Here is a 22,665-nt window from a genome sequence, read left to right as displayed (position 1 = left end):
CGTCATTTTCATCTTATACAAGCTAAATATGGCGTGAACGGTTGTCTTCTTCGTCGAAAGCCGATTGCACAATCCCGGTCATGCCAACCCCCGAAGAAAAAGCCGCCTTTTCCGAACGTCTCAGGTTCGCGATGAAGCGCGCACCGGAAAAGCCGCAGGGCGCCACCGATCTGGCCTTGCACTTCAACCTGCGCCATCACGGCGAGCATCCGGTTTCGCCGCAGACCGCGCACAAGTGGATGAGCGGCCGCACCATTCCCACCGACGACAAGCTGCGCACCCTGGCCGAATGGTTCAAGGTCGACGTCCACTGGCTGCACTACGGTCCGCCGCCGGGCGGCACGCCGGCGGTGCCGAGGCCGCTGCGCCGCGACGAGAAATATCCGCTGTCGCAGGAGAGCATCGAACTTGCCTCGAAGATCGAAGCGCTGAGTCCGCATCACCGCTATCTGGTTCAGGAGCTCATCGCCGAGTTCTACGGCGATAGCGAGCACCGCTGAGCGCCATCAGTATGGCATCGTCGCCATAACAAAAAAGCCGCCCGGCTCGACGCCGGGCGGCTTTTTTTGCGGTGAGGCTGCGGGAAGCGCTACGCGCTTCAGCTGGCGGCCTTCTCCTGCTTCTTGCCCTTGCCCATCATGCGCGTGATGTAGTACTGCTGCGCGATCGAGAGCACGTTGTTCACGACGTAGTACAGCACGAGGCCCGCCGGGAAGAAGAAGAACATGACCGAGAACGCGATCGGCATGAACATCATCATCTTGGCCTGCACGGGGTCCGGCGGCGTCGGGTTGAGCTTCGTCTGCACGAACATCGAGACGGCCATCAGCACCGGCAGGATGAAGTACGGGTCTTGCTGCGAGAGGTCGTGAATCCAGAGAATCCACGGCGCGCCGCGCATTTCCACGGACGAGAGCAGCACCCAGTAGAGCGAGATGAACACCGGAATCTGGATCACCACCGGCAGACAGCCGCCGAACGGGTTCACCTTCTCCGTCTTGTAAAGCTCCATGAGCGCGGCGTTCATCTTCTGCGGGTCGCTCTTGAAGCGCTCGCGTAGCGCCTGCATGCGCGGCGTGATTTCCTTCATGCGCGCCATCGACTTGTAGCTGGCGGCGGAGAGCGGGAAGAACACGGCCTTGATGAGCAGCGTGAGCAGCACGATCGCCCAGCCCCAGTTGCCCACGTAGCTGTGGATCTTCTCGAGCAGCCAGAAGAGCGGCTTGGCGATGATCGTGACCCAGCCGTAGTCCTTCACGAGCTCCAGACCCGGCGCGACGCCTTCGAGCATGCGCTCTTCTTCCGGACCGGCGAAGAGGCGGGCTTCGATGTTGTCGGTCGCACCCGGCGCGATCGCGCCGAGCGGCTGCTTCACGCCCACGCGGTAGAGGTCGTTGTCGAACTTCTCGACGTAGATGTCACGCTTGACACCCTGCTGCGGGATCCACGCCGTCGCGAAGTAGTGCTGCACCATCGCGATCCAGCCGTTGTCGGCCTGGCTTACGTAGTCCGCCTTGTTCTTGTCGATGTCGCTGAAGGTGATCTTCTGGAAGTGGTGCTCGTTCGAGTACACCGCCGGTCCGATGAAGGTGTGCGAGAAGCGCGGCGTTTCCACCGGCTGGCTGTCGCGCACGAGCTCCATGTAGAGCGTGGGCGACACCGGGGTCGTGCCCACGTTCTGCACCTTCGTATCCACGCCGATCACGTAGCTGCCCTTCGTGAACGTGTAGGTCTTCGTGACCTTCACGCCGCCCTTTTCGGGCGAATCGAGGCTGATCTGGAGCGTGCTGGCGTCGCCCGTCAGGTCGCGCGGGCCGGCCACCGGCGTGAACACGTCGGTGTGGTTCGGGAAGTCGCCGCCGAGCAGACCCGTGCGCGCGAGGTAGGTGTGGTCCTTCGTGTGATCGAAGAGCGTCAGGTACTCGCCGGGCTGCTTGCCGTCGGTTTCCTTCACGAGCGAGAGCTTCACGAGCGTGCCGCCGCGCGTGTCGATATCGCCCTCGTACACGTCGGTGCGGAAGTGCACGAGCTGGGCCGCGGCTTCGGCCGGCTGGGCGGTGCCCGCCGGCGCCTGGCCGGCGGCCGCGGCCGGCAGGTCGGAAGCGGCGCCCGAGGCGCCGGTGGTGCCGGCTTCAGGCGGCGCGCTGGCGGCGCCCTGCGTTTGCGTCGCGCTCGGGAAGAACATCGACGGGCGTCCGTGGTCGCGTTGCCAGTTGTCGTACAGCATGACCGCTGACACGAAGAAGATGACCCATAGGACGGTGCGTTTGATATCCATGCGTTGTCTCAGTGTCGATGGAGTGGCGCATCAGCGCTTGTTCGGGGTGACAGGCGGGACCGGATCGAAGCCGCCCGCACTAAACGGGTGGCAGCGGCACAGCCGCCGCGCGGCGAGGTAAGTCCCGCGCGCGGCGCCATGATACTGGATTGCCTCGCGTGCGTAATCCGAACAGGAGGGATAAAAACGGCAGCGGCTGCCGAGCAGGGGGCTCACAGCCAGCTTGTAGAAGCGCAGTAATGCGATCAGTACCGTTTGCATGGCGTGGCGGCCGGACTGCACCGCTCTGGAAGACTAACGTCGGACCGCGCCCGTGAGCGCGGCTTATGCCTGGCTTATGTCGTCTCTGACTGCGGCGTAGCGCCGCGGCGGGCGACTTCGCGCGCCGCCTTGCCGAGCAGCATCTCGATCTCGTCGCGGCACAGCGCCTTCAGCGGCGGCGACGAGGCGCCCGGCAGCGCCTTGCGGTCGAACTTCGTATGCAGGCGCAGCAGCAGGTCGAAGCCTTCGAACTGCTCGCGGCGCACCCGAAACGCCTCGCGCGCGATACGGCGCACGAGATTGCGCGTGACCGCGCGCGGCGCGTACTTCTTGCCGATCACGAGCCCGAGCCGCGCGGCGCCGCCGGTCGGCCGCCCGTACATCACGAAGTGCGTCGAGCGGCGCCACGGGCGCAAACGAAAAACGGATGAGAACTCATCCGTTTTCAGTAGCCTTGCGGCTTTCGGGAAAGCGGCTTGCGTTCGTAACGACATGCTGTGCCGATCGTCCCCGGTTCGGTCCGAAATCGTCGCGGCGTGCGCCGCGCCTGCACTGAAATCCGCACTGGCTACGAGCGCGCGCGGCACTGCGGGCAGCACGGCGGATGGCGATGCCACGCTCGCGCCTGCCTGACCGGAACGGCCGGAACGATCCGAACGACCCAACCGCGGGTGCCCGACTTAGACGGCGAGGCGCTTGCGACCCTTCGCACGGCGTGCGTTGATCACTTTGCGGCCACCGGCGGTCTTCATGCGGACGCGGAAACCGTGGGTGCGCTTGCGACGGGTAACGGAAGGTTGGAAAGTACGTTTCATGTTGCTCTCACTTGTTGAGTTTGACCGCGGCGAGCATCGCGGAAAAAAGCAATGGCCGGTGGTACTAGGGATTGGTTTTCGCGGAACCCGCTATTTAAGCCGGTTTTTTGTTAGCCGTCAACAGGTTAGGACGCTCAAACGTGGGGACAGGTCCTGGCGGCGCACCGCTCGCCGCGATGATCCGTCCCTGTGGATAACTTCCTGGACGGGCAATTTCGGCGTTAGAATCTCGCCTATCCCAAGAATCCTGCATGCCTCTCCGGCCAGCCTGCCAGCCGCAAAACCCTTGCCGCGCGGGCTTCCGGAGCATTTGTCGTCGGCCGTCAGGGCCTCGCCGCACCCAGCCCGGTGCAGCAAGAGCGGCGCGACGGCAATCCATGCAGACAAAACGAACACAGCAACTCGATGAACGATTTCTGGCAACACTGTTCCGCACTGCTGGAGCGTGAGCTAACGCCCCAGCAGTACGTGACGTGGATTAAACCGTTGGCCCCGGTTGCCTTCGACGCAGCGGCGAACACGCTACAGATCGCCGCTCCCAACCGTTTCAAGCTCGACTGGGTCAAAAGCCAGTTTTCGGGCCGGATCTCCGATCTGGCGCGCGACTTCTGGCAGGCTCCAATCGACGTCCAGTTCGTCCTCGACCCGAAGGCCGGCCTGCGCGCGCCCGCAGCCGCCGCGCCGCGCGCGCCGCTGGCCCCCCACGCCCCGCACGCAGGAGGCGCCGAACCGCTGGCGGCCGCTTCCGCCCCGGCCAGTCTCGCAGCGAGCCTTGCCGCCGGCTTTTCCGGCGCAGCGCAAGCTGCCGCGTCCGCGGCCCAGGCCGCCCGCGCCAGTGCGGCCGACAGCGACGCCGCCGACCTCGATCTGCCGAGCCTCGACGCCAACGAAGCCGCCGCCGGCCGCCGCACGTGGCGCCCGGGCCAGGGCGCAGCGGCGGCCGCGTCGAGCAACGAAGCCGACCCGACCTACGAACGCTCGAAGCTGAACCCGGTGCTCACGTTCGACAACTTCGTGACCGGCAAGGCGAACCAGCTCGCCCGCGCGGCGGCCATCCAGGTGGCCGACAACCCCGGCATCTCGTACAACCCGCTGTTCCTGTACGGCGGCGTGGGCCTCGGCAAGACCCACCTGATCCACGCGATCGGCAACCAGCTGCTGCTGGACAAGGCCAACGCGCGGATCCGCTACATCCACGCGGAGCAGTACGTCTCCGACGTGGTGAAGGCCTACCAGCGCAAGGCGTTCGACGACTTCAAGCGCTACTACCACTCGCTCGACCTGCTGCTGATCGACGATATCCAGTTCTTCTCGGGCAAGTCGCGCACGCAGGAAGAGTTTTTCTACGCGTTCGAGGCGCTGGTCGCCAACAAGGCGCAGGTGATCATCACGAGCGATACGTACCCGAAGGAAATCTCGGGTATCGACGACCGCCTGATCTCGCGCTTCGACTCCGGCCTGACCGTGGCGATCGAGCCGCCCGAGCTGGAAATGCGCGTGGCGATCCTGATGCGCAAGGCCCAGTCCGAAGGCGTGAGCCTGAACGAAGACGTGGCGTTTTTCGTCGCCAAGCACCTGCGCTCGAACGTGCGCGAGCTGGAAGGCGCGCTGCGCAAGATCCTCGCGTACTCGAAGTTCCACGGCCGCGAGATCTCGATCGAGCTGACCAAAGAGGCGCTGAAGGACCTGCTGACGGTGCAGAACCGCCAGATTTCGGTCGAAAACATCCAGAAAACGGTCGCCGACTTCTACAGCATCAAGGTCGCCGACATGTATTCGAAGAAGCGTCCTGCGAACATCGCGCGGCCGCGCCAGATCGCCATGTACCTCGCGAAAGAACTGACGCAGAAGAGCCTGCCGGAAATCGGCGAACTCTTTGGCGGGCGCGACCACACGACCGTGCTGCACGCGGTGCGCAAGATCGCGGACGAGCGTAGCAAGGACGCCCAGCTCAACCACGAACTGCACGTGCTGGAGCAGACGCTCAAGGGCTAGGGCGCGCAGCGGCCGCGCGGGCGACCACCTGCGCGGCCCCACCTGGGCGGCCCCACCTGTTTATTTCGCGGATCAGCCCCAATTTAGGGAAACGGGCCGTTTTCAGGCACAATATGGGTTTAACCGTCCGGTGATTCCGGGCGGAATTCACGATGCGGCCAGTGCCATGGGCGGCTGCCCGGAATGACGCGACAGCGACCGCAACGGCGGGCGCCGGGGCGGTTTCGGGACGGGGTGCGCAGGCCGTCACTTCAACGAAGGAACTCTATGCAACTGGTCAAGACCGAACGCGATAACCTCCTCAGGCCGCTGCAAACGGTGAGCGGCATTGTCGAACGCCGCCACACGTTGCCGATCCTCGCCAATCTGCTGATCACCAAGAACGGTTCCGACGTTTCGTTCCTCTCGACGGATCTCGAGCTGCAGATCACCACCCACGCCGATTTCGGCGTGGGTAACGACCAGGTCGCCACGACCGTCGCCGCCCGCAAGCTGCTCGACATCCTGCGCGCGATGCCCGACGGCCAGGTCACGCTGTCGCTCGCGGACAAGCGCCTCACGGTGCAGTCGGGCAAGAGCCGTTTCGCGCTCCAGACCCTCGCCGCCGACGAATTCCCCACGGTCGCCCAGGCCAAAGACTTCGGCGCGAACCTTTCGGTTCCGCAAAAGACCTTCCGGCAACTGCTCGGCATGGTGTATTTCGCCATGGCGCAGCAGGACATCCGCTATTACCTGAACGGCATGCTGCTCGTCGTGGACGGCGACCAGCTCATGGCGGTCGCCACCGACGGCCACCGTCTCGCGTTCTCGTCGATGAAGATCGAAGGCTCGTTCGCGCGCCAGGAAGTCATCATCCCGCGCAAGACGATCCTCGAGCTCCAGCGCCTGCTGGAAGACATCGACGACGTGCTGAAGATCGACATCGGCTCGACCCAGGTGAAGTTCACCTTCGGCCAGGTCGAACTCGTCTCGAAGCTCGTGGAAGGCAAGTTCCCCGACTTCCAGCGCGTGATCCCGAAGGCGCACAAGAACACCTTCCAGATCGGCCGCGAAGAACTGCAGCGCTCGCTTCAGCGCGCGGCCATTCTCACGTCGGACAAGTTCAAGGGCGTGCGCTGCATCATCGAGCCGGGCCAGCTCAAGATCATGTCCACGAACGCGGACCAGGAAGAGGCTCAGGAAGAACTGGAAATCGCCTACCAGGGCGACACCATCGACATCGGGTTCAACGTCACGTATCTGCTCGACGTACTCGCGAACCTGAAGGTCGACACGCTGGAGGTGAGCCTCGGCGACGCCAGCTCCAGCGCGCTCATCACGATTCCCGAGAACGAGGAATTCAAATACGTGGTGATGCCAATGCGCATTTAAAAAGCGCGACAGAAGAAGAACTCCAGGGGGCGCAGCGCCCCTTTGGCGTTTTTATGGCTTTTCGAAAAGCACCGAGCAGTAACGCTGGCAGTACAGCAGAACCGGAAAAATTCCATGACTGATACGAACAACTCGCAACCCGACAACAGCTACGGCGCATCGTCGATCCAGATCCTCGAAGGTCTGGAGGCCGTGCGCAAGCGGCCCGGGATGTATATCGGCGACACGTCGGACGGCACCGGTCTGCACCATCTCGTCTTCGAAGTGCTGGACAACTCCATCGACGAAGCGCTCGCAGGCTACTGCAACGACATCCACGTCGTGATTCACGCGGACAACTCGATCTCCGTCACCGACAACGGCCGCGGCATTCCCACGGACGTGAAGATGGACGACAAGCACGATCCGAAGCGCAGCGCCGCCGAAATCGTGATGACCGAGCTGCACGCAGGCGGCAAGTTCGACCAGAACAGCTACAAGGTCTCGGGCGGCCTGCACGGCGTGGGCGTGTCGTGCGTGAACGCACTGTCGAGCTTTCTGCGCCTCACGGTGCGCCGCGACGGCAAGAAGCACTTCATGGAATTCCACCGCGGCGTGCCGCAGAACCGCGTGCTCGAGGAGCGCGACGGCGTTGCGGTCTCGCCGATGCAACTGCTGGGCGACACCGAAAACCGCGGCACCGAAGTGCACTTCATGGCCGACGAAACGATCTTCGGCAGCGTGGAGTACCACTACGACATTCTCGCGAAACGCATCCGCGAACTCTCGTTCCTGAACAACGGCGTGCGCATTCGCCTCACCGACCAGCGCACGGGCAAGGAAGACGACTTCGCGTTCGCGGGCGGCGTGAAGGGTTTTGTCGAGTACATCAACAAGCAAAAGCAGGTGCTGCACCCGAACATCTTCTACGTGCAGAGCGAGAAGGACGGCGTGGGCGTGGAAGTGGCCATGCAGTGGAACGACAGCTACAACGAAAGCGTGCTGTGCTTCACGAACAACATTCCGCAGCGCGACGGCGGCACTCACCTGACCGGCCTGCGCGCGGCGATGACGCGCGTGATCAACAAGTACATCGCCGACAACGAGATCGCCAGGAAGGCCAAGGTCGAAACCTCGGGCGACGACATGCGCGAAGGCCTTTCGTGCGTGCTCTCCGTGAAGGTGCCGGAGCCGAAGTTCAGCTCGCAGACCAAGGACAAGCTGGTGTCCTCGGAAGTGCGCGCGCCGGTGGAAGAAGTCGTGGCAAAGGCGCTCGAAGAATTCCTGCTGGAAACGCCGAACGACGCGAAGACCATCTGCGGCAAGATCGTCGATGCGGCGCGTGCGCGCGACGCCGCGCGCAAGGCGCGCGAAATGACGCGCCGCAAGGGCGTGCTGGACGGCGTGGGCCTGCCCGGCAAGCTCGCGGACTGCCAGGAGAAGGACCCGGCGAAGTCGGAAATCTACATCGTGGAGGGCGACTCGGCAGGCGGCTCGGCCAAGCAGGGCCGCGACCGCAAGTTCCAGGCAATCCTGCCGCTGCGCGGCAAGGTGCTCAACGTCGAGAAGGCGCGCTACGACAAGCTGCTGTCCTCCGAGCAGATCGTCACGCTGATTACGGCGCTCGGCTGCGGCATCGGCAAGGACGACTACAACCTCGAGAAGCTGCGCTACCACCGCATCATCATCATGACCGACGCGGACGTGGACGGCGCGCACATCCGCACGCTGCTGCTCACGTTCTTCTATCGCCAGATGCCGGAGATGATCGAGCGCGGTTACGTGTACATCGCGCAGCCGCCGCTCTACAAGCTGAAGGCGGGCAAGGACGAGCGCTATCTCAAGGACGACTCCGACCTGAACGCGCACATGCTGCGCCTCGCGCTGCAGGGCTCGGAACTCGTGCCGACCGAAGGCGGGACGCCGATCGCCGGCGACGCGCTCGGCGAACTCGCGCGCTCGTACCAGCTCGCGCGCGGCGTGGTGGATCGCCTGAGCCGTCTGTACGACGAGCGCGCGCTCGAGGCGATCATGGACGGTGTGTCGATCGACCTGTCGAGCGAAGAATCGACCGAGGTTTCGGCCCGCGCGCTGGAAGCGCAGCTGCGCGACGATCCTTTGAAGCCCGAAGTATCGGTCGTGCCGATGTACGACCCGGTGCGCGAGCAACGTTCGCTGCGCGTGGAGCGGCGCCATCACGGCAACGTGAAGGTTTCGGTGATCGACGAAGAGTTCCAGCTTACCGCCGATTATCAGCAGCTCGTGAATACGGCCAATACGTTCAAGGGTTTGATCGGCAAGGGGGCTGTGATCAAGCGCGGTGAGCGCAGCATGGCGGTGAACGACTTCAAGAGTGCGATGAAGTGGCTCATTGCCGATGCCGAGCGCAATGTTTCCAAGCAGCGCTACAAGGGGCTTGGCGAGATGAATCCCGGGCAGCTTTGGGAAACGACCATGGATCCGGCGGTGCGTCGCTTGCTGCGCGTGCAGATCGAAGACGCGATTGCCGCGGATGGCATCTTCACGACGCTGATGGGCGATGATGTTGAGCCGCGGCGCGCGTTTATCGAGAGCAATGCGCTGCGGGCGGGGAATATTGATGTTTGAATAGCCTCATCGTCTGAGAAGTGCGGACCCATAAGCCGAAAAGCTTATGGGTCTTTTTTATTGTGGTCCGGATTTGCGAGGAATGCTTCGACGGACACCACCTCGGAAACGTTTCGAGGAGATACTTCTACAAAGCCAAGCTGTCTCGCCGGACGTTGGCACGCCATGATCGAGCCAGGAGAAAATCCTGCATAGACGGCGGATCGGCTCAACACGTTTTAAAAGTTGCGGACCCCAGGGACATGACACTGCATACGCTCAAACCGTGGACTCGAACGCCGTTCGAGCTTCTCAGTCACGCCGAGGGGCATCGCAGACGCGGCACCGATTTCGACAAGCGCGTCGCGCTGGTCGGGTTTGACAATAGCATCGAGGTGTCGGTTATCACATACCTTGGGCTCAACCCAATTCAGCGTGAGGGGCGATCGTTCGAAAAGACAAAAGTCGAGCATTGGAAACGAAACTTCCATTCTGGATTTTCCGGCTGTTGATCGCTGCTTTGTGACTCGCCCGATTGCACCTTCGATCTGCAGCGCGATCATCTCGATCGTCGGCAGACCGTACCCAGGGAAAACTGAGGGAGTTGTCGTGGATTTTGGCCAGAATACGTGGCCAAATCTCGTCAATGATTGAAACCGCACCTGGCGGATGCGAACGACTGGGCCTTTTTGAACAAGGCGATAATCTCGGCTCCCTCACTCGCCGATACAGCAGAGCCCGCATGCCAAAAATCCACCTGACCCGCGTCGTCCGCTCCGACGCCCACGGCCTCATCGCCGCCAACCACGAAAGCCAGTCTTACCACCATCCCTGGGTCGCGTCTTTCACCGACCAGGGAGGCTTCGACGCCTGGTTCGGGCGCACGCTCACCGGCCCCGCGATCGGCCTCATTGCGCGCGAAGCCGAGTCGAACGACATTGTCGGCGTGGTGAATCTCAACGAAATCGTCGCCGGGGTGTTTCAGAGCGCCTATCTCGGCTACTACGGCATGCAGCGATACGCCGGACGGGGCTACATGACCGAAGCGCTGCGCGCGGCAATCGACTACGCGTTCAACGACCTCGGGCTGCATCGCCTCGAAGCGAACATCCAGCCCGGCAACGAAGCGTCGATCGCGCTCGTGCGGCGCCTGGGGTTTCAGAAGGAGGGATTCTCGCCGCGCTATCTGCGCATCGACGGCGAATGGCGCGATCACGAGCGCTGGGCGCTGCTTGCCGACCTGCCGCGTTAGCGCGCTGACGACCTATCCACAAGGTCATGCGGATAACTCGCGGACAACCCGGCTGAATACTTGTGAACCGAATGGGGACAAGTGAAGCGGCGCAGCGCAGCCCGAAAAGTTATCCGCCACCGCGCAATGTTGTTCACGCCCGCCGCTCGCACTTATAAAACACCTAGCTCTTTGACAACCCAATAGTTTTTCCCGCTTATCCACAGGAAATCCAGGGGCTTGTTAACTATTACTACGTTTATATACAAGTAAACAAGAAAACCTTAACGACATCGCCAAAGCCGGCGGACCGAAGCCCGCTCCAGCAGCAGCATCGAAGCCTCACAGCTCAAACCAGCGGCAAGCACAGCTCCGTGAGCAGCGCTTCGGGTGCCACTTCGTCGGGCGTATTCCGATACACCTCGAACGAAGGGACATTGAAATCGGCCTGATGGCCCGAGTTCGGCAGCCACTCGGCGTAGAGCCCCATCCAGGCCGCCTTCAGGCCTTCGTACGGCCCCTTGTGCAGCAGCACCGCGTGCTTGCCGCCGCGCAATGCCATCCGCTGTACGGGCGAAGCGGGTGCGACGCTTGACGGTTCGGCAAGCTGGATCGCCGCCTTCGAACGCAGCTTCGACGCCTCGACGCGGTCCGGATCGTCGTAGAAGATGCCGACCAGCGTCGAACCCGCCGTAGACACATTGCGCTGACCAAGCCATTGCGCGAGCGTGGCATACGCATCGCCGATCTTCGGATACGGGCCGATGTGCTCCACCGCGAGGAGATCCATCGGCTGGAGGGTGACAATCTTGACGTCGCTGGCTTGCATGGCGGTGCCTCCGTGAAAGTAGGCGGCACGGCCGCCCTGGCAGGAGGACTGACGATAGCACCGACGTGGGCGAGGCGCGCGGCGCGCGTCCCGCAGGCGCGTGCGTATCACGCATCCGCCCGCGCGACCGGGTGTTCGGCGAGCCATGCGTTCTCATCGTCGTCGAAAAGCCGCGAGCGCGTGAGAAAGCGCAGGCCCGTGGGGCGTTCGAGCGAGAACATGCCGCCGTTGCCGGGCACGGCGTCGATGATGAGCTGCGTGTGCTGCCAGTATTCGAACTGGGCGGCGCTCATGTAGAACGGCATGCCGCCGATTTCGCCGAGGTGCACGTCGGCGCCACCGACCGAAAATTCGTTGGCCGGAAAGCACATCGGCGCGCTGCCGTCGCAGCAGCCTCCGGACTGGTGAAAGAGCAGCGGACCGTGCTGGCTCGCGAGTCCTTCGATCAGCGTGAGCGCGGTTGGGGTGGCAATGACACGGGAAACGGCGCGGGAAACCATGCGGAACGCACTCCTTGCGTGAAAGGAAGAGGCGGGCGGCGAGTGCAACCACTCGCCGCCCGCGCGCCGGATCGGCGCAATCAGAAGAAGCCGAGCGGCTTGTCGCTATAGCTCACGAGCAGGTTCTTCGTTTGCTGATAGTGGTCGAGCATCATCTTGTGATTCTCGCGCCCGATCCCCGACTGCTTGTAGCCGCCGAACGCCGCGTGGGCCGGATACGCGTGATAGCAGTTGGTCCACACGCGCCCCGCCTGGATGGCGCGCCCGAAGCGGTAGGCACGCGTGCCGTCACGCGTCCAGATGCCGGCGCCGAGGCCGTAGAGCGTGTCGTTGGCGATTTCTAGGGCTTCGTCTTCGGTCTTGAACGTCGTCACCGAAACCACCGGCCCGAAAATCTCCTCCTGGAAGATGCGCATCTTGTTGTGGCCGCGGAAGACGGTGGGTTTCACGTAGTAGCCGTCGCCCAGTTCGCCCGCGAGTCCGTTGCGCGCGCCGCCCGTCAGGCATTGCGCGCCTTCCTGCTTGCCGAGGTCGATGTACGAAAGGATCTTCTCCAGCTGCTCCTGCGAGGCTTGCGCGCCGATCATCGTCTTCGGGTCGAGCGGGTGGCCCTGGACGATCGCCTCGACGCGCTTGATCGCGCGTTCCATGAAGCGGTCGTAGATCTTTTCGTCGATCAGCACGCGCGACGGGCAGGTGCACACCTCGCCCTGGTTCAGCGCGAACATCGCAAAGCCTTCGAGCGCCTTGTCGAAGTAGCTGTCGTCGTGGTCGAGCACGTCGGCGAAGAAGATGTTCGGGCTCTTGCCGCCCAGCTCCAGCGTGACCGGGATGATGTTCTGGCTCGCGTACTGCATGATGAGCCGGCCGGTCGTGGTTTCGCCGGTGAAGGCAATCTTGGCGATGCGGCGGTTCGAGGCCAGCGGCTTGCCTGCTTCGAGGCCGAAGCCGTTCACCACGTTCAGCACGCCCGGCGGCAGCAGGTCTTGGATCAGCTCGACGAGCACGAGGAACGACGCGGGCGTCTGTTCCGCGGGCTTGAGCACCACGCAGTTGCCGGCGGCGAGCGCGGGCGCGAGCTTCCACGCTGCCATCAGGATCGGGAAGTTCCACGGAATGATCTGGCCGACCACGCCCAGCGGCTCGTGGAAGTGATAGGCGACGGTATCGTGATCGATCTCGGAGATGCCGCCCTCCTGCGCGCGCACGCAGCCGGCAAAGTAGCGGAAGTGGTCGGCGGCGAGGGGGATGTCGGCGGCGAGCGTTTCGCGCAGCGGCTTGCCGTTGTCGATGGTCTCGGCCACCGCGAGCGAGTGCAGGTTCTGTTCGATGCGATCGGCGATGCGGTTCAGGATGTTGGCGCGTTCGGTGGCCGAGGTCTTGCCCCAGGCGGTCTTCGCCTTGTGCGCGGCGTCGAGCGCGAGTTCGATATCGGCTTCGCGCGAGCGGGGAATCGAGGTGAACGGATGGCCGGTGATGGGCGAGATGTTGTCGAAATACTCGCCGCCGAGCGGCGCCACCCACTCGCCGCCGATGAAGTTGCCGTATTGTTTCTTGTAGGGGAATGCGATGTTCAGGAACTGCATCTCCGAGTGATTCATCGTCGTGCTCCTCTCTGTTCTCGATGTCGATATGGACGGGCGCGGCGCGCCGCGCTACCGGCACGCGCTTACGCCAGAAGCGTGCCAGTGCGCGTGGTATGCCGGCGCGTCAAGGCGCCGCGCGCCTGAGGAGACGGCGTGCGGGAGGCGAGAACGGCGGGGGAGCGGCGAGCGGTGCGTCGGAACTGAGCGGTTTTGCGCGGCACTGTTCAAAAATTGAACAACGAAGACAGGAAATTCCGCATTCGGGCCGCCAATGCTGTAGTCTTGGCGGCCGTTACAGTCAGGAGAATCTGCATGTCCGAATCATTCGTTTGCCGCAACCAGTCGTGCGGCACGCCCTGGGAACAAAGCGAGGTGGTCATCAAGAATGAGGGCCAGGGGCCGTTGTTTCGCTGCCCGCTTTGCGGCGCCCGCAACTACCTCGAGCAGTTCGAGGACGACGACGGCAACGTCGTCTACGAACAGGTGGACGGCAAGCCGTTCCTGTGAGCCCGCGAGCGTTCGCGGCTAAAGGATCTGGGTTGCGAGCGTGACGCCGAAGAAAAAGCCGCCGACCACACCGACCGCCCGGCCGACGAGCAGCGAGTTCAGATCCTCCTCGAGCATCAGCGGGTCGCGCCGGCTGCGCAGGACGGTTTTGAGCAGTAACGGGCGGCCAAGGACTGCGCACGCCGAAATCAGTACCGGCAAGGCGAGCCGCAGCGCCAGGTCGACATGTTTCTCGGGCGGAATATCCAGCCAGATCAGGAGCAGGAGAACGGCAGTCGTGACGATCGCGCCGACGATCGCCCCCGACACGAGCCGGTCGGTGGGGTGACCGTGCAGCATGATTTACCTCGCAGGAGCAGTTGACCTGACTATCATCAAGTTTTGATCAGAAAAATCCTATAAGAACAGTCTGAAACGGGAGGAGAGATGTGGACGGAGGTGTATCGAATATCGTTCGGAGTACGATATAAAAATGCGCCGGAAACCGGCAGAAATGCGCAGCTGGCGGCCATGGGCATTCGCAGTAATGTGGCCCCATTTTCACCCCCGACTACTCCTACCTACCTAGTCAGGTAGGCTGGTTTCCGTGTCAGAGCGTCCTACATTACCTCCATACGATAAGAAACCAGCTTGGACGTACGGGGGAAGTCATGACATTCGTCGAACAGGAAATCGCGCACATCGCGCGCGTAATGCCGCCGTCGCTCACCGGCGACTTCGAAACGCCCGTCATGGGCGTCGCCTACTGGCGCAAACGGCTCTATACCCTGCTCAAGCAGAATCACCTGACCCATGTTCAACTCGGCACGGTTGATACGCTGCTGCGCCAGCTCGACGGTTTCGAGGCGCGCGGGCGCTGGATGCCTCAGCGCGCCACGAAGGCGTTGCGCGTGAAGGCGCTGGCCTGAGCGTGGTGGCGCGCGGCGAGCAGTGGGAGCCTTCGCCGTGGGTGTTCGGCAGTCAGACCGCCGAGGACGGCAGGCTGGCCGAACACGTCCACGATTCGGTTGCGCACTTCGCGTCGTGGCTTTGTGCGCTTTATGAGCCGCGCGGCGTTTACTGCGATGGCGAGAAGTACTACGCCGAAGCCGGATATCTCAACGTCGACGCGGCGTAACGACGCTTCACGGTGCATTACCCAGGAGCACATGCGCCACCCACGCTTCCATCGTCGGGCGGCGCCGTTCCAGCAGGTGCGTACGGTAAACCCTGGCAAAACGTGTCGATCTACGCCAATCGCGCCGAATCGCTCTCCGCGGGCGACCAGGCGCCGCAAGGTTCGAAGAACCACGGCGCCATGCTCGCGCCGGAACGCACGAAGCAGTCGAAGTGGATATCAAGTACGACATCGGCAGCTATGGCGCCTCGTTCGCGGCCTTCCAGCTCGATAAGTCGCAGACCTACATCAATAGCGCCGGCTACTTCAGCGCGAACGGCACCGAACGCCACCGCGGACTCGAAGCCTCGATCTCCGGCGAACCATACAAGGGGGGGCGTGTGATCGTGTCCGACCACGTTCCGCGCGAATGTGCTCAACGTGGCGAACAAGGCATATTGGTCTTCGGCGACGCGATCGGCGGATCCTCATCCGGCACGACGCCCGTCAGCGCCGACACCGCAAATGCGGTGATCGGCACCACGTCCATGAACCGCACGCCGTTCATGGACCCCAGAATCCGGTTGCCGGAAATCCAGCGGAGACGGGGAGCCGGTCCGCCATGGCGGACCGGCCAGGTCGGAACGCGGAGAACGTGGTATCCGCTATCGTGCGCTACGCCCTCACGACTTCATCTGCTGCTGCATGTCGCTGCAGATGGCGGCCTTCTGCTGTTCGTACTCCTTGGGATTGCTCGCCTTCATCTGCTGCATGCCATTGACGGACTGCGCGGCCTGCTGCCAGCCTGCGCTCCAGTCTTTTTCGAAGTCGGGATCCTGAGCGAACTTCTTGCTCGCCGATGTCTTGTAGTTCGACACGGTCGAGGCATCGATATTGCATACTTCCTGGGCCACGCGCGCATTGGTGGCGGAGAATTGCACGCCCATCTTCGCGAGCTTCTGGGGGTCCTGGCTCTGCGCGTGCGCGACGCCCGAGCCCAGTGCGAAAGCCGCTGCCGCAAGCAGAGCGGCGGGAGCGCTGAACAGCGTATCGGTGCGAGTTTTCATCGGCGTATCCTCGATTGTTTTGTTGGAGTGGAAACTTGGGCTCGTCTCAGTGCACCGCGCTGACGGTGAGCGTGATCGTTCTGCCGTTCACGGTCGTATCCTGACGCATCACGAGACCCGTGGACGGACAGAAATGATCGACCACGTGCGACTTCATCGAAAGGTTGGCCATGTGCCCCATCAACTGCGCATTGTCGGCCTGGGTGCTGCGGTCATAGGTGACGGGCCAGCACACGATCGTCCCCACCGCGGTCGGCAGTTGCTCCTGTTTGCCGACCACCTTGTCGCTCGTCACGGTGACGAACTTCGGCACGTTCATGCCGCCGACGGCCTGCCCGCCATTCGCGGGCGTGCCCGACATCGCCCCTTCCGTATGCGTGCCCGCGATACGCTGGCCCTCGCTCGTGATCTCGCCCACATAGCTGAGCACGCCGGTGGTTTGCGACGAGAGCGCGGCGCCAAAGCTGGCCATGCCGCTCGCGCTGTGCAGGGTGCCGGTATTCTTCTCCGCGGCGGCAATCGCCTTGCCATCGGCAATCTCGAAGCCGAAGTCCGATTCGCTTTGCATAGGCTGGCCGCCCATCGACATCTTCATCACGGCATGCACCTGGCCGTTACAGTTGTTACCGTCACGTTTCGAAAACTGCGTGACCGTATAGGTCATCGAGCGCTGGCCGGGTGCGAGCGTGCTGGTGTATCCGCCTCCCTGATGCATCCATGGCGCATCGCAGGCCGCCGCGGCATACGCGTGCGTCCCGGCTGCCGCCCCCACGGCGGCCAGCGCCGCGCTCAACGCGCAGCGCAGCAGGTACCCCTTGCGCGCTGCGGCCGGGCTGGAAGGACGGTTGCTGTCGTGCATGATTCGTTCTCCGCTGACAGTGGTGAAACACGCATCCTGGAGACCTCCTCAGGGAGCGTCAATAGTCTGGCGATACCCGGTCAGTGTCATATGTAACGTCGGGCGCGCCGCCGGTCCAGTGTCGTTCCGCGGGCCGAAGAGCGTCCGGAACGCTGCGTAACGAGCGAGAACGCGCGGCACATAGGCCTCGGTCTCGGCGAAAGGCGGGATGCCTCCGTAGCTGCGCACGCTGGACTCTCCCGCGTTGTAGGCAGCCAGCGCGTAGGGCAGATTGCCGGAGAATTGCTGGAGCAACTGGCTCAGATACAGCGAGCCCGCCGCAACGTTCTGCACAGGGTCGTTCGCATTCGATACGCCGAATCGCATGGCGGTGGCCGGCATCAGCTGCATCAATCCCCGTGCGCCCGCAGACGAAAGGGCATTCCGGTTGAAACCGGATTCCACGTCGATCACCGCGGCCACGAGCGCCGGATCCACGTTCGTGATATGCGAAACCGCGCGAATGATTGGCGCCACCGTCGCGTAGTCGCAATCGGCGCAGGCAGGCGCAGACGGCAAGGGAAATGGCTGGAATGCCGTAGTGAGCCGCGCGCCGCTTAGCACGACGCCGCGCGCCTGCGGCCTGTCTTGCGCCGTGACTTGCTGGAGCGAAGCCGGCACGGCGGAGCGCATGGTGGCGGCGCGCACGCCGCTCACTGTCTGCCCGCGGCCGCCGACGATATAAATCACGCCGCCTGCGCGTGCGGGAACGCTCGTGCCGGATAAAGCCAGGCCGAGCCCGATTCCCGCAGCGGCGACAGCAGCGCGCGCGTACCTCATTGCTTGACGAGTTCGACGCGCCGGTTCTGCGCGCGCAGCACATCGCTCGTATTGGGCACAAGCGGCTGCGCCGAACCATAGCCCTTCGCCGTCAGCGAGTTGGTCACGCCCGCACCCTTCAGATACGCTGCGACAGCCTCGGCCCGCGCCTGTGACAGCGCCAGGTTGTGCGCATCGCCGCCCGTCGAGTCGGTGTGCCCGGCCACTTCGATCTTCCAGTCCGCATGCTGCTTGAGCAGCGCGGCCATGCGATCGAGCACCGGTTTCGCATCGGCGCGCAGCGTACCCTTGTCCAGGTCGAAGTTCACGCCATAAAGCTGGACATGACCGGTCTGCTCGAGTTGCGAGGCCACGGCGTCGCCCGCCTGACCGGTGGTATCGCACGTGAGCCGCGACGGCCCGACCCGTTCGCCCGCACTTTCCTCGACACTCGAGAACGTATGCGCGTCGGCCTTGAAGAGCGCCGAGAACACCTGCTTGCCGTCCGGGCTGAAGACCATGATGCCCGGCATGCTCGTGTTCGACTGCTGCTCGTTGCGTGCGAGCCTGAGGTAGCCGCCCTGATCGATCCCGCCAACGATCGTCCCCAGCACCTGCGCAACGCGAACGGGATCGCTACCCTGCGACTCGAAGTAGCAGCCCTCGACACCTGCGCCGTTCTGCTCGAGCAGAACGTAACCGCTCGAGCCGAAGTTCAGCGGAAAGTGATAGAGGCCTGCTACCTGCCGCACCGACGCCGCCGCACCCGGCGCGCCATAGGCGGAAAAGCGCGACAGGCCGATTCCATAGGGCGCCTCGTCCGGCGTGGAAGAGAGCGTCAGCCGCAGAAAGCCCGCCGTCACCGGCTGCTGCAGCGGCGCACGCAGCACGACTCCGGGGCCTACGGTATCCGCGCCGGGAAAATCGGCGTCGTAAGCGATGCTCCACGGACCGTTCGCGCTTGCCGCGGTCTCGACCTTCACGTGATGCGGCGTCACCTTGAGCTGCGGACTGCTGACGAAAGCGAACGAGTGGATCTGCGCATCGCCCGGCAGTGCGAGCACGAGTTCGTAGTGGTTGCCGTTGGCCTGGATCCCCGGCGAATCGGGCACGCCGTCCACGAGCCGGAACCAGTCGGTATCGTTCTGGCCGACGGCAAACGCGCCGGCACTCAGGCTTGCCACGTCGGTCTGCTGGGTGTCGTTGGTAGCGGTGTCGCTGGCCGGTGCGGCATCGGTGGCGGAGGCCGCAGGCGTCGCGTCAACCGATACCGTCGTGGCGGACGCGACGGGTGCGTCACCCGCTTCGTCATGCTTTCGATGACAGCCCGCCATCAGCAGTGTCGCAGCGGCGATAACGGTAAGGACGCTCGATCGGTGACGAGTAAAAACGGTAACTGACGGTGGGATCAATTCATTGTGCTCCTGATTGCTGTGCATGCGTAAGGATATGGATCTCGTCAAGATCGGTCCGGATGCGCGCCTGCAGCTGGTTCAGTTGGGTCCGGCTCGCGCCACTGCGTTTGGCGGCGTCGAATCCGGCGAGTGCGTCCTTGAGGTCGGCCTGCGCCTGCATGCGCTGCGCGTTGACCAACTGGTGCGCGCTGTTGTCCGCCTGGTCGTTCGCGGTGCCGTCCGCGTTGAGCAGGTTCGCGCGCAACCGGTGGTCGCCGCGCACATCGTCTGCGAGCATACCAGGATCGCCGGTGGACAGTGCCGCATTCATCGGCGCATGCGGGCGCGAAAGGCTCGCTTGTATGCCGGACGCATTGCCGGCCAACCCTGCGGATGCGGATGCGGACACGGGCGGGGCAGCGGTGGCCGCCGCTGCCGGAGTCGCCGGCACCGGCGCATCCGGCTTGAACGTGCGCGACGTGATGATCTCCACGCCGTCCTCGTGCTGCACGGTCACCGTCTGCATCGCCGCAACCGGCATGGCCGCCGCGGCAACAGGCGTGACCGCCTGCGCGCGCGCCAGCCCGCAGAGCGAGAGCGAAAGGGCAAACACCACCCATCTGCCGGTGCGCCCGCGGCGGATCGCACGCGCGTTGTTCCGCTCGAGCATCGATCAGCCTCCGCGATACGGCGATTGCATCCGCACGATCGCCTCGGACTCGATCGGGATCCGGAAGTCGCCCGATATGGCCGAATAGCCGTAGCAGCCGTTCATTTTCGTCGGCAGGCCGAGTCCGCCAGAGTTGCCGGTCGAGTAGATGTTGCTGATGCCGTTCACCAGATAGAAGATGACACGATTGATGAATGGCACGTACAGGTCGTAGCAATACGTAACACTGATCTTCAACAGGTTGGCATCCTGGATCGAGAGACCCGAGCTCGATCCGGTTTGCGTGTTCCGGTACATGAGCGTGTCGTTCGGAATTTCGGTCACTGTCTTGCCGGCATAGTAGTTGGCGCGCCCGAAATCCGAGAGCGCCGCCCCGGTGGGGCTGATGACGGCCAATGTGGTGATGCCGGGGTTGCGCGCCTCGATGGTGGCGGTCGCCACGGCCATCTGCTGCGTCGCAAGGCCTGTCGAATGTGCGAAGAGCGGCGCGATACCGCGCCCGAAGCCGTTGAGCATCGCAGTTTTCTGGCCATTCTCCACCGCCCCGGCGCGCGCTGCCATCAGCGTTGCGTAGTTCACCGTACTTTTTGCCTGGTAGAGCAGCGCGAACTGGATCAGTCCGAGACACAGCAGAAGCAGTACCGGCAGCGCGATGATGAACTCGGTAGCCGACTGGCCGCGCTGCCCTCGTCTGCGTCCCGCGCGCCCGCTGCGTGGGCACGGTTGACGATACGCCCGCTTCATCGCGCCTCCTCCGGGTCGATTATCAGTTGAAGGCCCGGCACAAGACCCAGCGCCTCGCCGCGCCCCGCCTGCAGCTCGAGCACGGCGGCGGCGCGCCAGTGCGCACACAGCCGCCGCGGACGCACATGATCGCGTATGGCCACGATCCGGCACTCCCGGTCGACGAACACCACGTCGATGGGCACGTGCATAAACCAGGTGTGGACCGAATTGCACGGCCGAATGAGTAGCGCATCGCGCACCGCAATCGACCTGCGTCCCATCCAGCCTTTCATCCGGTCGAACATGCCGGTGGCGATGCGAAGGTCGAGCGCGAGCGGCTTGCCTTGCGCCGATATACGCGCGGCCTTCACAGCAGCCCCTCCTGCATGAACTTCATCACGATAGGAAAGCCGAGCACGATGAAGGTGATCGGGAAGATGAAGACCACGAGCGGAAAGATCAGCTTGACCGGTGCCTCCATGGCCTGCTTCTCGGCGCGCTGGAAGCGCTCGGTACGACGCTGCTCCGACTGGAATCGCAGCGTCGTCGCAATGCTGCCGCCCATGCGTTCCGACTGGACCACCGAGCTCACGAAGTTGGTCACTTCGCGAATCTGGAGGCGATCGTCCATGCGGCGCAGGGCGTCCGCGCGTGGCAGACCCGACTTCAGGTCGCGCAGCACGTGTTCGAACTCGCGCTTGAGCGGCCCGGCGGGGCCTTTGCTCACCGCCTGCGTGAGCGCGCCGTTCAGGTTCAGCCCCGCTTCCATGCTGAGGGTAAGAAAGTCGAGATACACCGGTAACTGCTTTTCCACCTGTTTGACGGTGCGCGTGCGGATGTCGCGCAGCCACAGGCGCGGCAGCAGCGAGCCCAGCAGGCCGGCTGCGAGCGGCAGCAGCAGACTGTCGCTGCCAAGCCAGTGCTCCACGAGCAGCGACAGCGAGAACGCAATCGCCGCGGCGACGAGCGACAGCGAAATGAACTGGCGTGCCGAGAGCAGGTAGCTGCGCCCGGTCAACTGCAGCTGGAGTTCGACATGCTTCGCCACACTCGCCGGATAAAGCCGCCCGAAATGGAAGTCGAGAAAGCGCACCAGCGGCCAGAGCACACGCAACGGCGTTGAAAGCGGATCGAGGAATTCCCGGTCTTCGCCCGGCACCCGCTTGCCGAGCACCGAGAGCGACCGCACGATCAGGCCCAGAAACAGGATGAGCCCCAGAAACAGGCCGAAAGCGAGAATGATAGGCGTAGGCATCGTGATCACACGTCGATGTTCGTAATCTTGTTGATCGCCTTGTAGCCGAGGAATTCCATCACCGCGATCACCGCGAGCGTGGCCCAGCCTATGGGCTTGTTGAAGAGCGGCGCCATCGCCGTGGGCTCCATGTGCGAGAGCACCACCATCAGGAAGACCGGCAAAAGCGTCATTACCCATCCCTGCGCTTTGCCCTGGGCCGTGAGCGAGCGGATCTTCCCCTCCATCTGCTGTTTGTCGCGCAGGGTCCGCGCCACCGTTTCCAGCGTTTCCGCAAGATTGCCGCCGACTTCCCGCGAGATCGAAATCGCCGCCGTCGCCATCAGAAAGTCCTGCATCGGAATGCGCTTTTCCATGTGCGTAAGCGCGTCGGCCATATCGACGCCCAGACGGATCTCGCGAATCAGCAGCGCCAGTTCCTGGGAGATGGGCGGGCGCGACTCCTGCGCCGCGCTTTCGAGCGCGACCGGAAAGCTCGCGCCGGCCCGCAGCGCGCTCGACACCATCAGCAGCGCGTCGGGCAACTGCTTCTCGATCTGATGCAGCCGGCGGCTCTGGATACGGCGCACGATAACGCGTGGCGCAAGCAGGCTCGCCGGAATCGCAATGGCCGTGAGCACCACGTTCTGCGTCACCACGTACACGGCAACGGGAAGCGCGAGCACGGCGAGCGCGCTTAACGCCGCAACCTGCTGCGTGCCGATGAAAATGAACAGATCCGCGAGGTTCGAGCCCACCTCGTCGCCCACTCGCGCCGTGCGGCGCAGGAACCACGTCTTGCCCTGCGAGACGACACCCCACAGCACCACGGTCAACAGCACGAATATCGTGCCCAGCATCCATGCCGTATTCATCGGGACAC

The 22,665-nt window shown here is 63.7% G+C and carries 27 protein-coding genes; 9 read left to right on the top strand and 18 right to left on the bottom strand.

The features are described from left to right. Window positions 1-80 precede the first annotated feature (80 nt). On the top strand, window positions 81-500 hold the full coding sequence (locus U5760_RS07550) for a transcriptional regulator (RefSeq protein WP_322010751.1): 420 nt from the start codon (window positions 81-83) through the stop codon (window positions 498-500). A 98-nt stretch (window positions 501-598) separates the two neighbouring features. Here U5760_RS07550 and yidC read toward each other — a convergent pair whose 3' ends face one another. The 4 genes from yidC to rpmH all read right to left on the bottom strand — a co-directional run bounded on the left by yidC (window position 599) and on the right by rpmH (window position 3,354). Next, the gene (yidC, locus tag U5760_RS07545; RefSeq protein WP_322010749.1) at window positions 599-2,278 is read right to left on the bottom strand and encodes a membrane protein insertase YidC; all 1,680 of its coding nucleotides are present in this window, start codon (window positions 2,276-2,278) and stop codon (window positions 599-601) included. Window positions 2,279-2,308: 30 nt separating this feature from the next. Then, window positions 2,309-2,539, bottom strand: coding sequence for a membrane protein insertion efficiency factor YidD (gene yidD, locus U5760_RS07540; protein ID WP_027793133.1), 231 nt, complete (start codon window positions 2,537-2,539; stop codon window positions 2,309-2,311). 74 nt (window positions 2,540-2,613) lie between these two features. Then, complete coding sequence (rnpA, locus tag U5760_RS07535) at window positions 2,614-3,033, bottom strand: ribonuclease P protein component (protein ID WP_322010748.1); 420 nt, start codon at window positions 3,031-3,033, stop codon at window positions 2,614-2,616. Between the two features lie 186 nt (window positions 3,034-3,219). Continuing rightward, on the bottom strand, window positions 3,220-3,354 hold the full coding sequence (gene rpmH / locus U5760_RS07530) for a 50S ribosomal protein L34 (RefSeq protein ID WP_026120950.1): 135 nt from the start codon (window positions 3,352-3,354) through the stop codon (window positions 3,220-3,222). A 405-nt stretch (window positions 3,355-3,759) separates the two neighbouring features. Between rpmH and dnaA the strand changes: the two genes are divergently transcribed. The 5 genes from dnaA (at window position 3,760) to U5760_RS07505 (ending at window position 10,537) form a co-directional block, all read left to right on the top strand. Then, the gene (gene dnaA / locus U5760_RS07525) at window positions 3,760-5,349 is read left to right on the top strand and encodes a chromosomal replication initiator protein DnaA (protein ID WP_322010747.1); all 1,590 of its coding nucleotides are present in this window, start codon (window positions 3,760-3,762) and stop codon (window positions 5,347-5,349) included. 267 nt (window positions 5,350-5,616) lie between these two features. Continuing rightward, window positions 5,617-6,720 carry a DNA polymerase III subunit beta gene (dnaN, locus tag U5760_RS07520; RefSeq protein WP_322010746.1) on the top strand — a complete coding sequence of 368 codons (1,104 nt, stop codon included), beginning with the start codon at window positions 5,617-5,619 and terminating at the stop codon, window positions 6,718-6,720. A gap of 114 nt (window positions 6,721-6,834) precedes the next feature. Beyond that, window positions 6,835-9,306 carry a DNA topoisomerase (ATP-hydrolyzing) subunit B gene (gene gyrB / locus U5760_RS07515; protein WP_322010744.1) on the top strand — a complete coding sequence of 824 codons (2,472 nt, stop codon included), beginning with the start codon at window positions 6,835-6,837 and terminating at the stop codon, window positions 9,304-9,306. Between the two features lie 242 nt (window positions 9,307-9,548). Further along, the gene (locus U5760_RS07510; protein WP_322010742.1) at window positions 9,549-9,797 is read left to right on the top strand and encodes a hypothetical protein; all 249 of its coding nucleotides are present in this window, start codon (window positions 9,549-9,551) and stop codon (window positions 9,795-9,797) included. 230 nt (window positions 9,798-10,027) lie between these two features. Continuing rightward, a complete protein-coding gene (locus tag U5760_RS07505) occupies window positions 10,028-10,537 on the top strand; it encodes a GNAT family N-acetyltransferase (protein ID WP_322010740.1) in 510 nt (169 codons plus the stop codon). Window positions 10,538-10,865: 328 nt separating this feature from the next. Here U5760_RS07505 and U5760_RS07500 read toward each other — a convergent pair whose 3' ends face one another. The 3 genes from U5760_RS07500 to adh form a co-directional block, all read right to left on the bottom strand. Further along, window positions 10,866-11,345, bottom strand: a complete 480-nt coding sequence (locus tag U5760_RS07500) for a GyrI-like domain-containing protein (protein ID WP_322010739.1) — start codon at window positions 11,343-11,345, stop codon at window positions 10,866-10,868. 107 nt (window positions 11,346-11,452) lie between these two features. Further along, a complete protein-coding gene (locus tag U5760_RS07495) occupies window positions 11,453-11,845 on the bottom strand; it encodes a DUF779 domain-containing protein (RefSeq protein ID WP_322010738.1) in 393 nt (130 codons plus the stop codon). An 80-nt stretch (window positions 11,846-11,925) separates the two neighbouring features. Then, window positions 11,926-13,446 carry an aldehyde dehydrogenase gene (adh, locus tag U5760_RS07490; protein ID WP_322010736.1) on the bottom strand — a complete coding sequence of 507 codons (1,521 nt, stop codon included), beginning with the start codon at window positions 13,444-13,446 and terminating at the stop codon, window positions 11,926-11,928. Window positions 13,447-13,743: 297 nt separating this feature from the next. Here adh and U5760_RS07485 point away from each other — a divergent pair, with 297 nt between their 5' ends. Next, window positions 13,744-13,938, top strand: coding sequence for a hypothetical protein (locus tag U5760_RS07485; RefSeq protein WP_322010735.1), 195 nt, complete (start codon window positions 13,744-13,746; stop codon window positions 13,936-13,938). A gap of 18 nt (window positions 13,939-13,956) precedes the next feature. Here U5760_RS07485 and U5760_RS07480 read toward each other — a convergent pair whose 3' ends face one another. Continuing rightward, on the bottom strand, window positions 13,957-14,277 hold the full coding sequence (locus tag U5760_RS07480; protein WP_322010734.1) for a hypothetical protein: 321 nt from the start codon (window positions 14,275-14,277) through the stop codon (window positions 13,957-13,959). A 311-nt stretch (window positions 14,278-14,588) separates the two neighbouring features. On the opposite strand from U5760_RS07480, the gene U5760_RS07475 reads away from it, so the two are divergent. Both U5760_RS07475 and U5760_RS07470 read left to right on the top strand, forming a co-directional pair. Next, window positions 14,589-14,846: a hypothetical protein gene (locus U5760_RS07475; RefSeq protein ID WP_322010733.1), complete on the top strand. Its 258-nt coding sequence runs from the start codon at window positions 14,589-14,591 to the stop codon at window positions 14,844-14,846. Between the two features lie 2 nt (window positions 14,847-14,848). Next, a complete protein-coding gene (locus U5760_RS07470; RefSeq protein WP_322010732.1) occupies window positions 14,849-15,055 on the top strand; it encodes a hypothetical protein in 207 nt (68 codons plus the stop codon). Between the two features lie 415 nt (window positions 15,056-15,470). Here U5760_RS07470 and U5760_RS07465 read toward each other — a convergent pair whose 3' ends face one another. The 10 genes from U5760_RS07465 to U5760_RS07420 form a co-directional block, all read right to left on the bottom strand. Continuing rightward, window positions 15,471-15,602 carry a hypothetical protein gene (locus U5760_RS07465; RefSeq protein ID WP_322010730.1) on the bottom strand — a complete coding sequence of 44 codons (132 nt, stop codon included), beginning with the start codon at window positions 15,600-15,602 and terminating at the stop codon, window positions 15,471-15,473. Between the two features lie 115 nt (window positions 15,603-15,717). After that, the gene (locus tag U5760_RS07460; RefSeq protein ID WP_322010729.1) at window positions 15,718-16,101 is read right to left on the bottom strand and encodes a hypothetical protein; all 384 of its coding nucleotides are present in this window, start codon (window positions 16,099-16,101) and stop codon (window positions 15,718-15,720) included. 46 nt (window positions 16,102-16,147) lie between these two features. Then, window positions 16,148-16,960 carry a hypothetical protein gene (locus tag U5760_RS07455; RefSeq protein ID WP_322010727.1) on the bottom strand — a complete coding sequence of 271 codons (813 nt, stop codon included), beginning with the start codon at window positions 16,958-16,960 and terminating at the stop codon, window positions 16,148-16,150. Between the two features lie 48 nt (window positions 16,961-17,008). Then, a complete protein-coding gene (locus U5760_RS07450; RefSeq protein WP_322010725.1) occupies window positions 17,009-17,689 on the bottom strand; it encodes a lytic transglycosylase domain-containing protein in 681 nt (226 codons plus the stop codon). Between the two features lie 86 nt (window positions 17,690-17,775). Then, window positions 17,776-19,092 (bottom strand): OmpA family protein, encoded by a 1,317-nt coding sequence (locus U5760_RS07445; protein ID WP_322010723.1) that lies wholly within the window; start codon window positions 19,090-19,092, stop codon window positions 17,776-17,778. A 79-nt stretch (window positions 19,093-19,171) separates the two neighbouring features. Next, the gene (locus tag U5760_RS07440) at window positions 19,172-19,822 is read right to left on the bottom strand and encodes a hypothetical protein (protein WP_322010721.1); all 651 of its coding nucleotides are present in this window, start codon (window positions 19,820-19,822) and stop codon (window positions 19,172-19,174) included. Window positions 19,823-19,825: 3 nt separating this feature from the next. Next, window positions 19,826-20,566: a TadE/TadG family type IV pilus assembly protein gene (locus tag U5760_RS07435; protein ID WP_322010720.1), complete on the bottom strand. Its 741-nt coding sequence runs from the start codon at window positions 20,564-20,566 to the stop codon at window positions 19,826-19,828. Then, on the bottom strand, window positions 20,563-20,919 hold the full coding sequence (locus tag U5760_RS07430; RefSeq protein WP_322010718.1) for a DUF192 domain-containing protein: 357 nt from the start codon (window positions 20,917-20,919) through the stop codon (window positions 20,563-20,565). Before U5760_RS07430 ends, U5760_RS07435 begins: the two co-directional genes overlap by 4 nt. Further along, a complete protein-coding gene (locus U5760_RS07425; protein ID WP_322010716.1) occupies window positions 20,916-21,803 on the bottom strand; it encodes a type II secretion system F family protein in 888 nt (295 codons plus the stop codon). The genes U5760_RS07430 and U5760_RS07425 overlap by 4 nt, the downstream gene beginning before the upstream one ends. A gap of 5 nt (window positions 21,804-21,808) precedes the next feature. Then, window positions 21,809-22,657: a type II secretion system F family protein gene (locus U5760_RS07420; protein ID WP_322010715.1), complete on the bottom strand. Its 849-nt coding sequence runs from the start codon at window positions 22,655-22,657 to the stop codon at window positions 21,809-21,811. Window positions 22,658-22,665 lie beyond the last annotated feature (8 nt).

Source organism: Paraburkholderia sp. J12, assembly GCF_905220215.1.
Taxonomy (GTDB): domain Bacteria; phylum Pseudomonadota; class Gammaproteobacteria; order Burkholderiales; family Burkholderiaceae; genus Paraburkholderia.
Note: the sequence above shows the minus strand (reverse complement) of the source record. Positions and strands in the feature narration are given on the sequence as shown.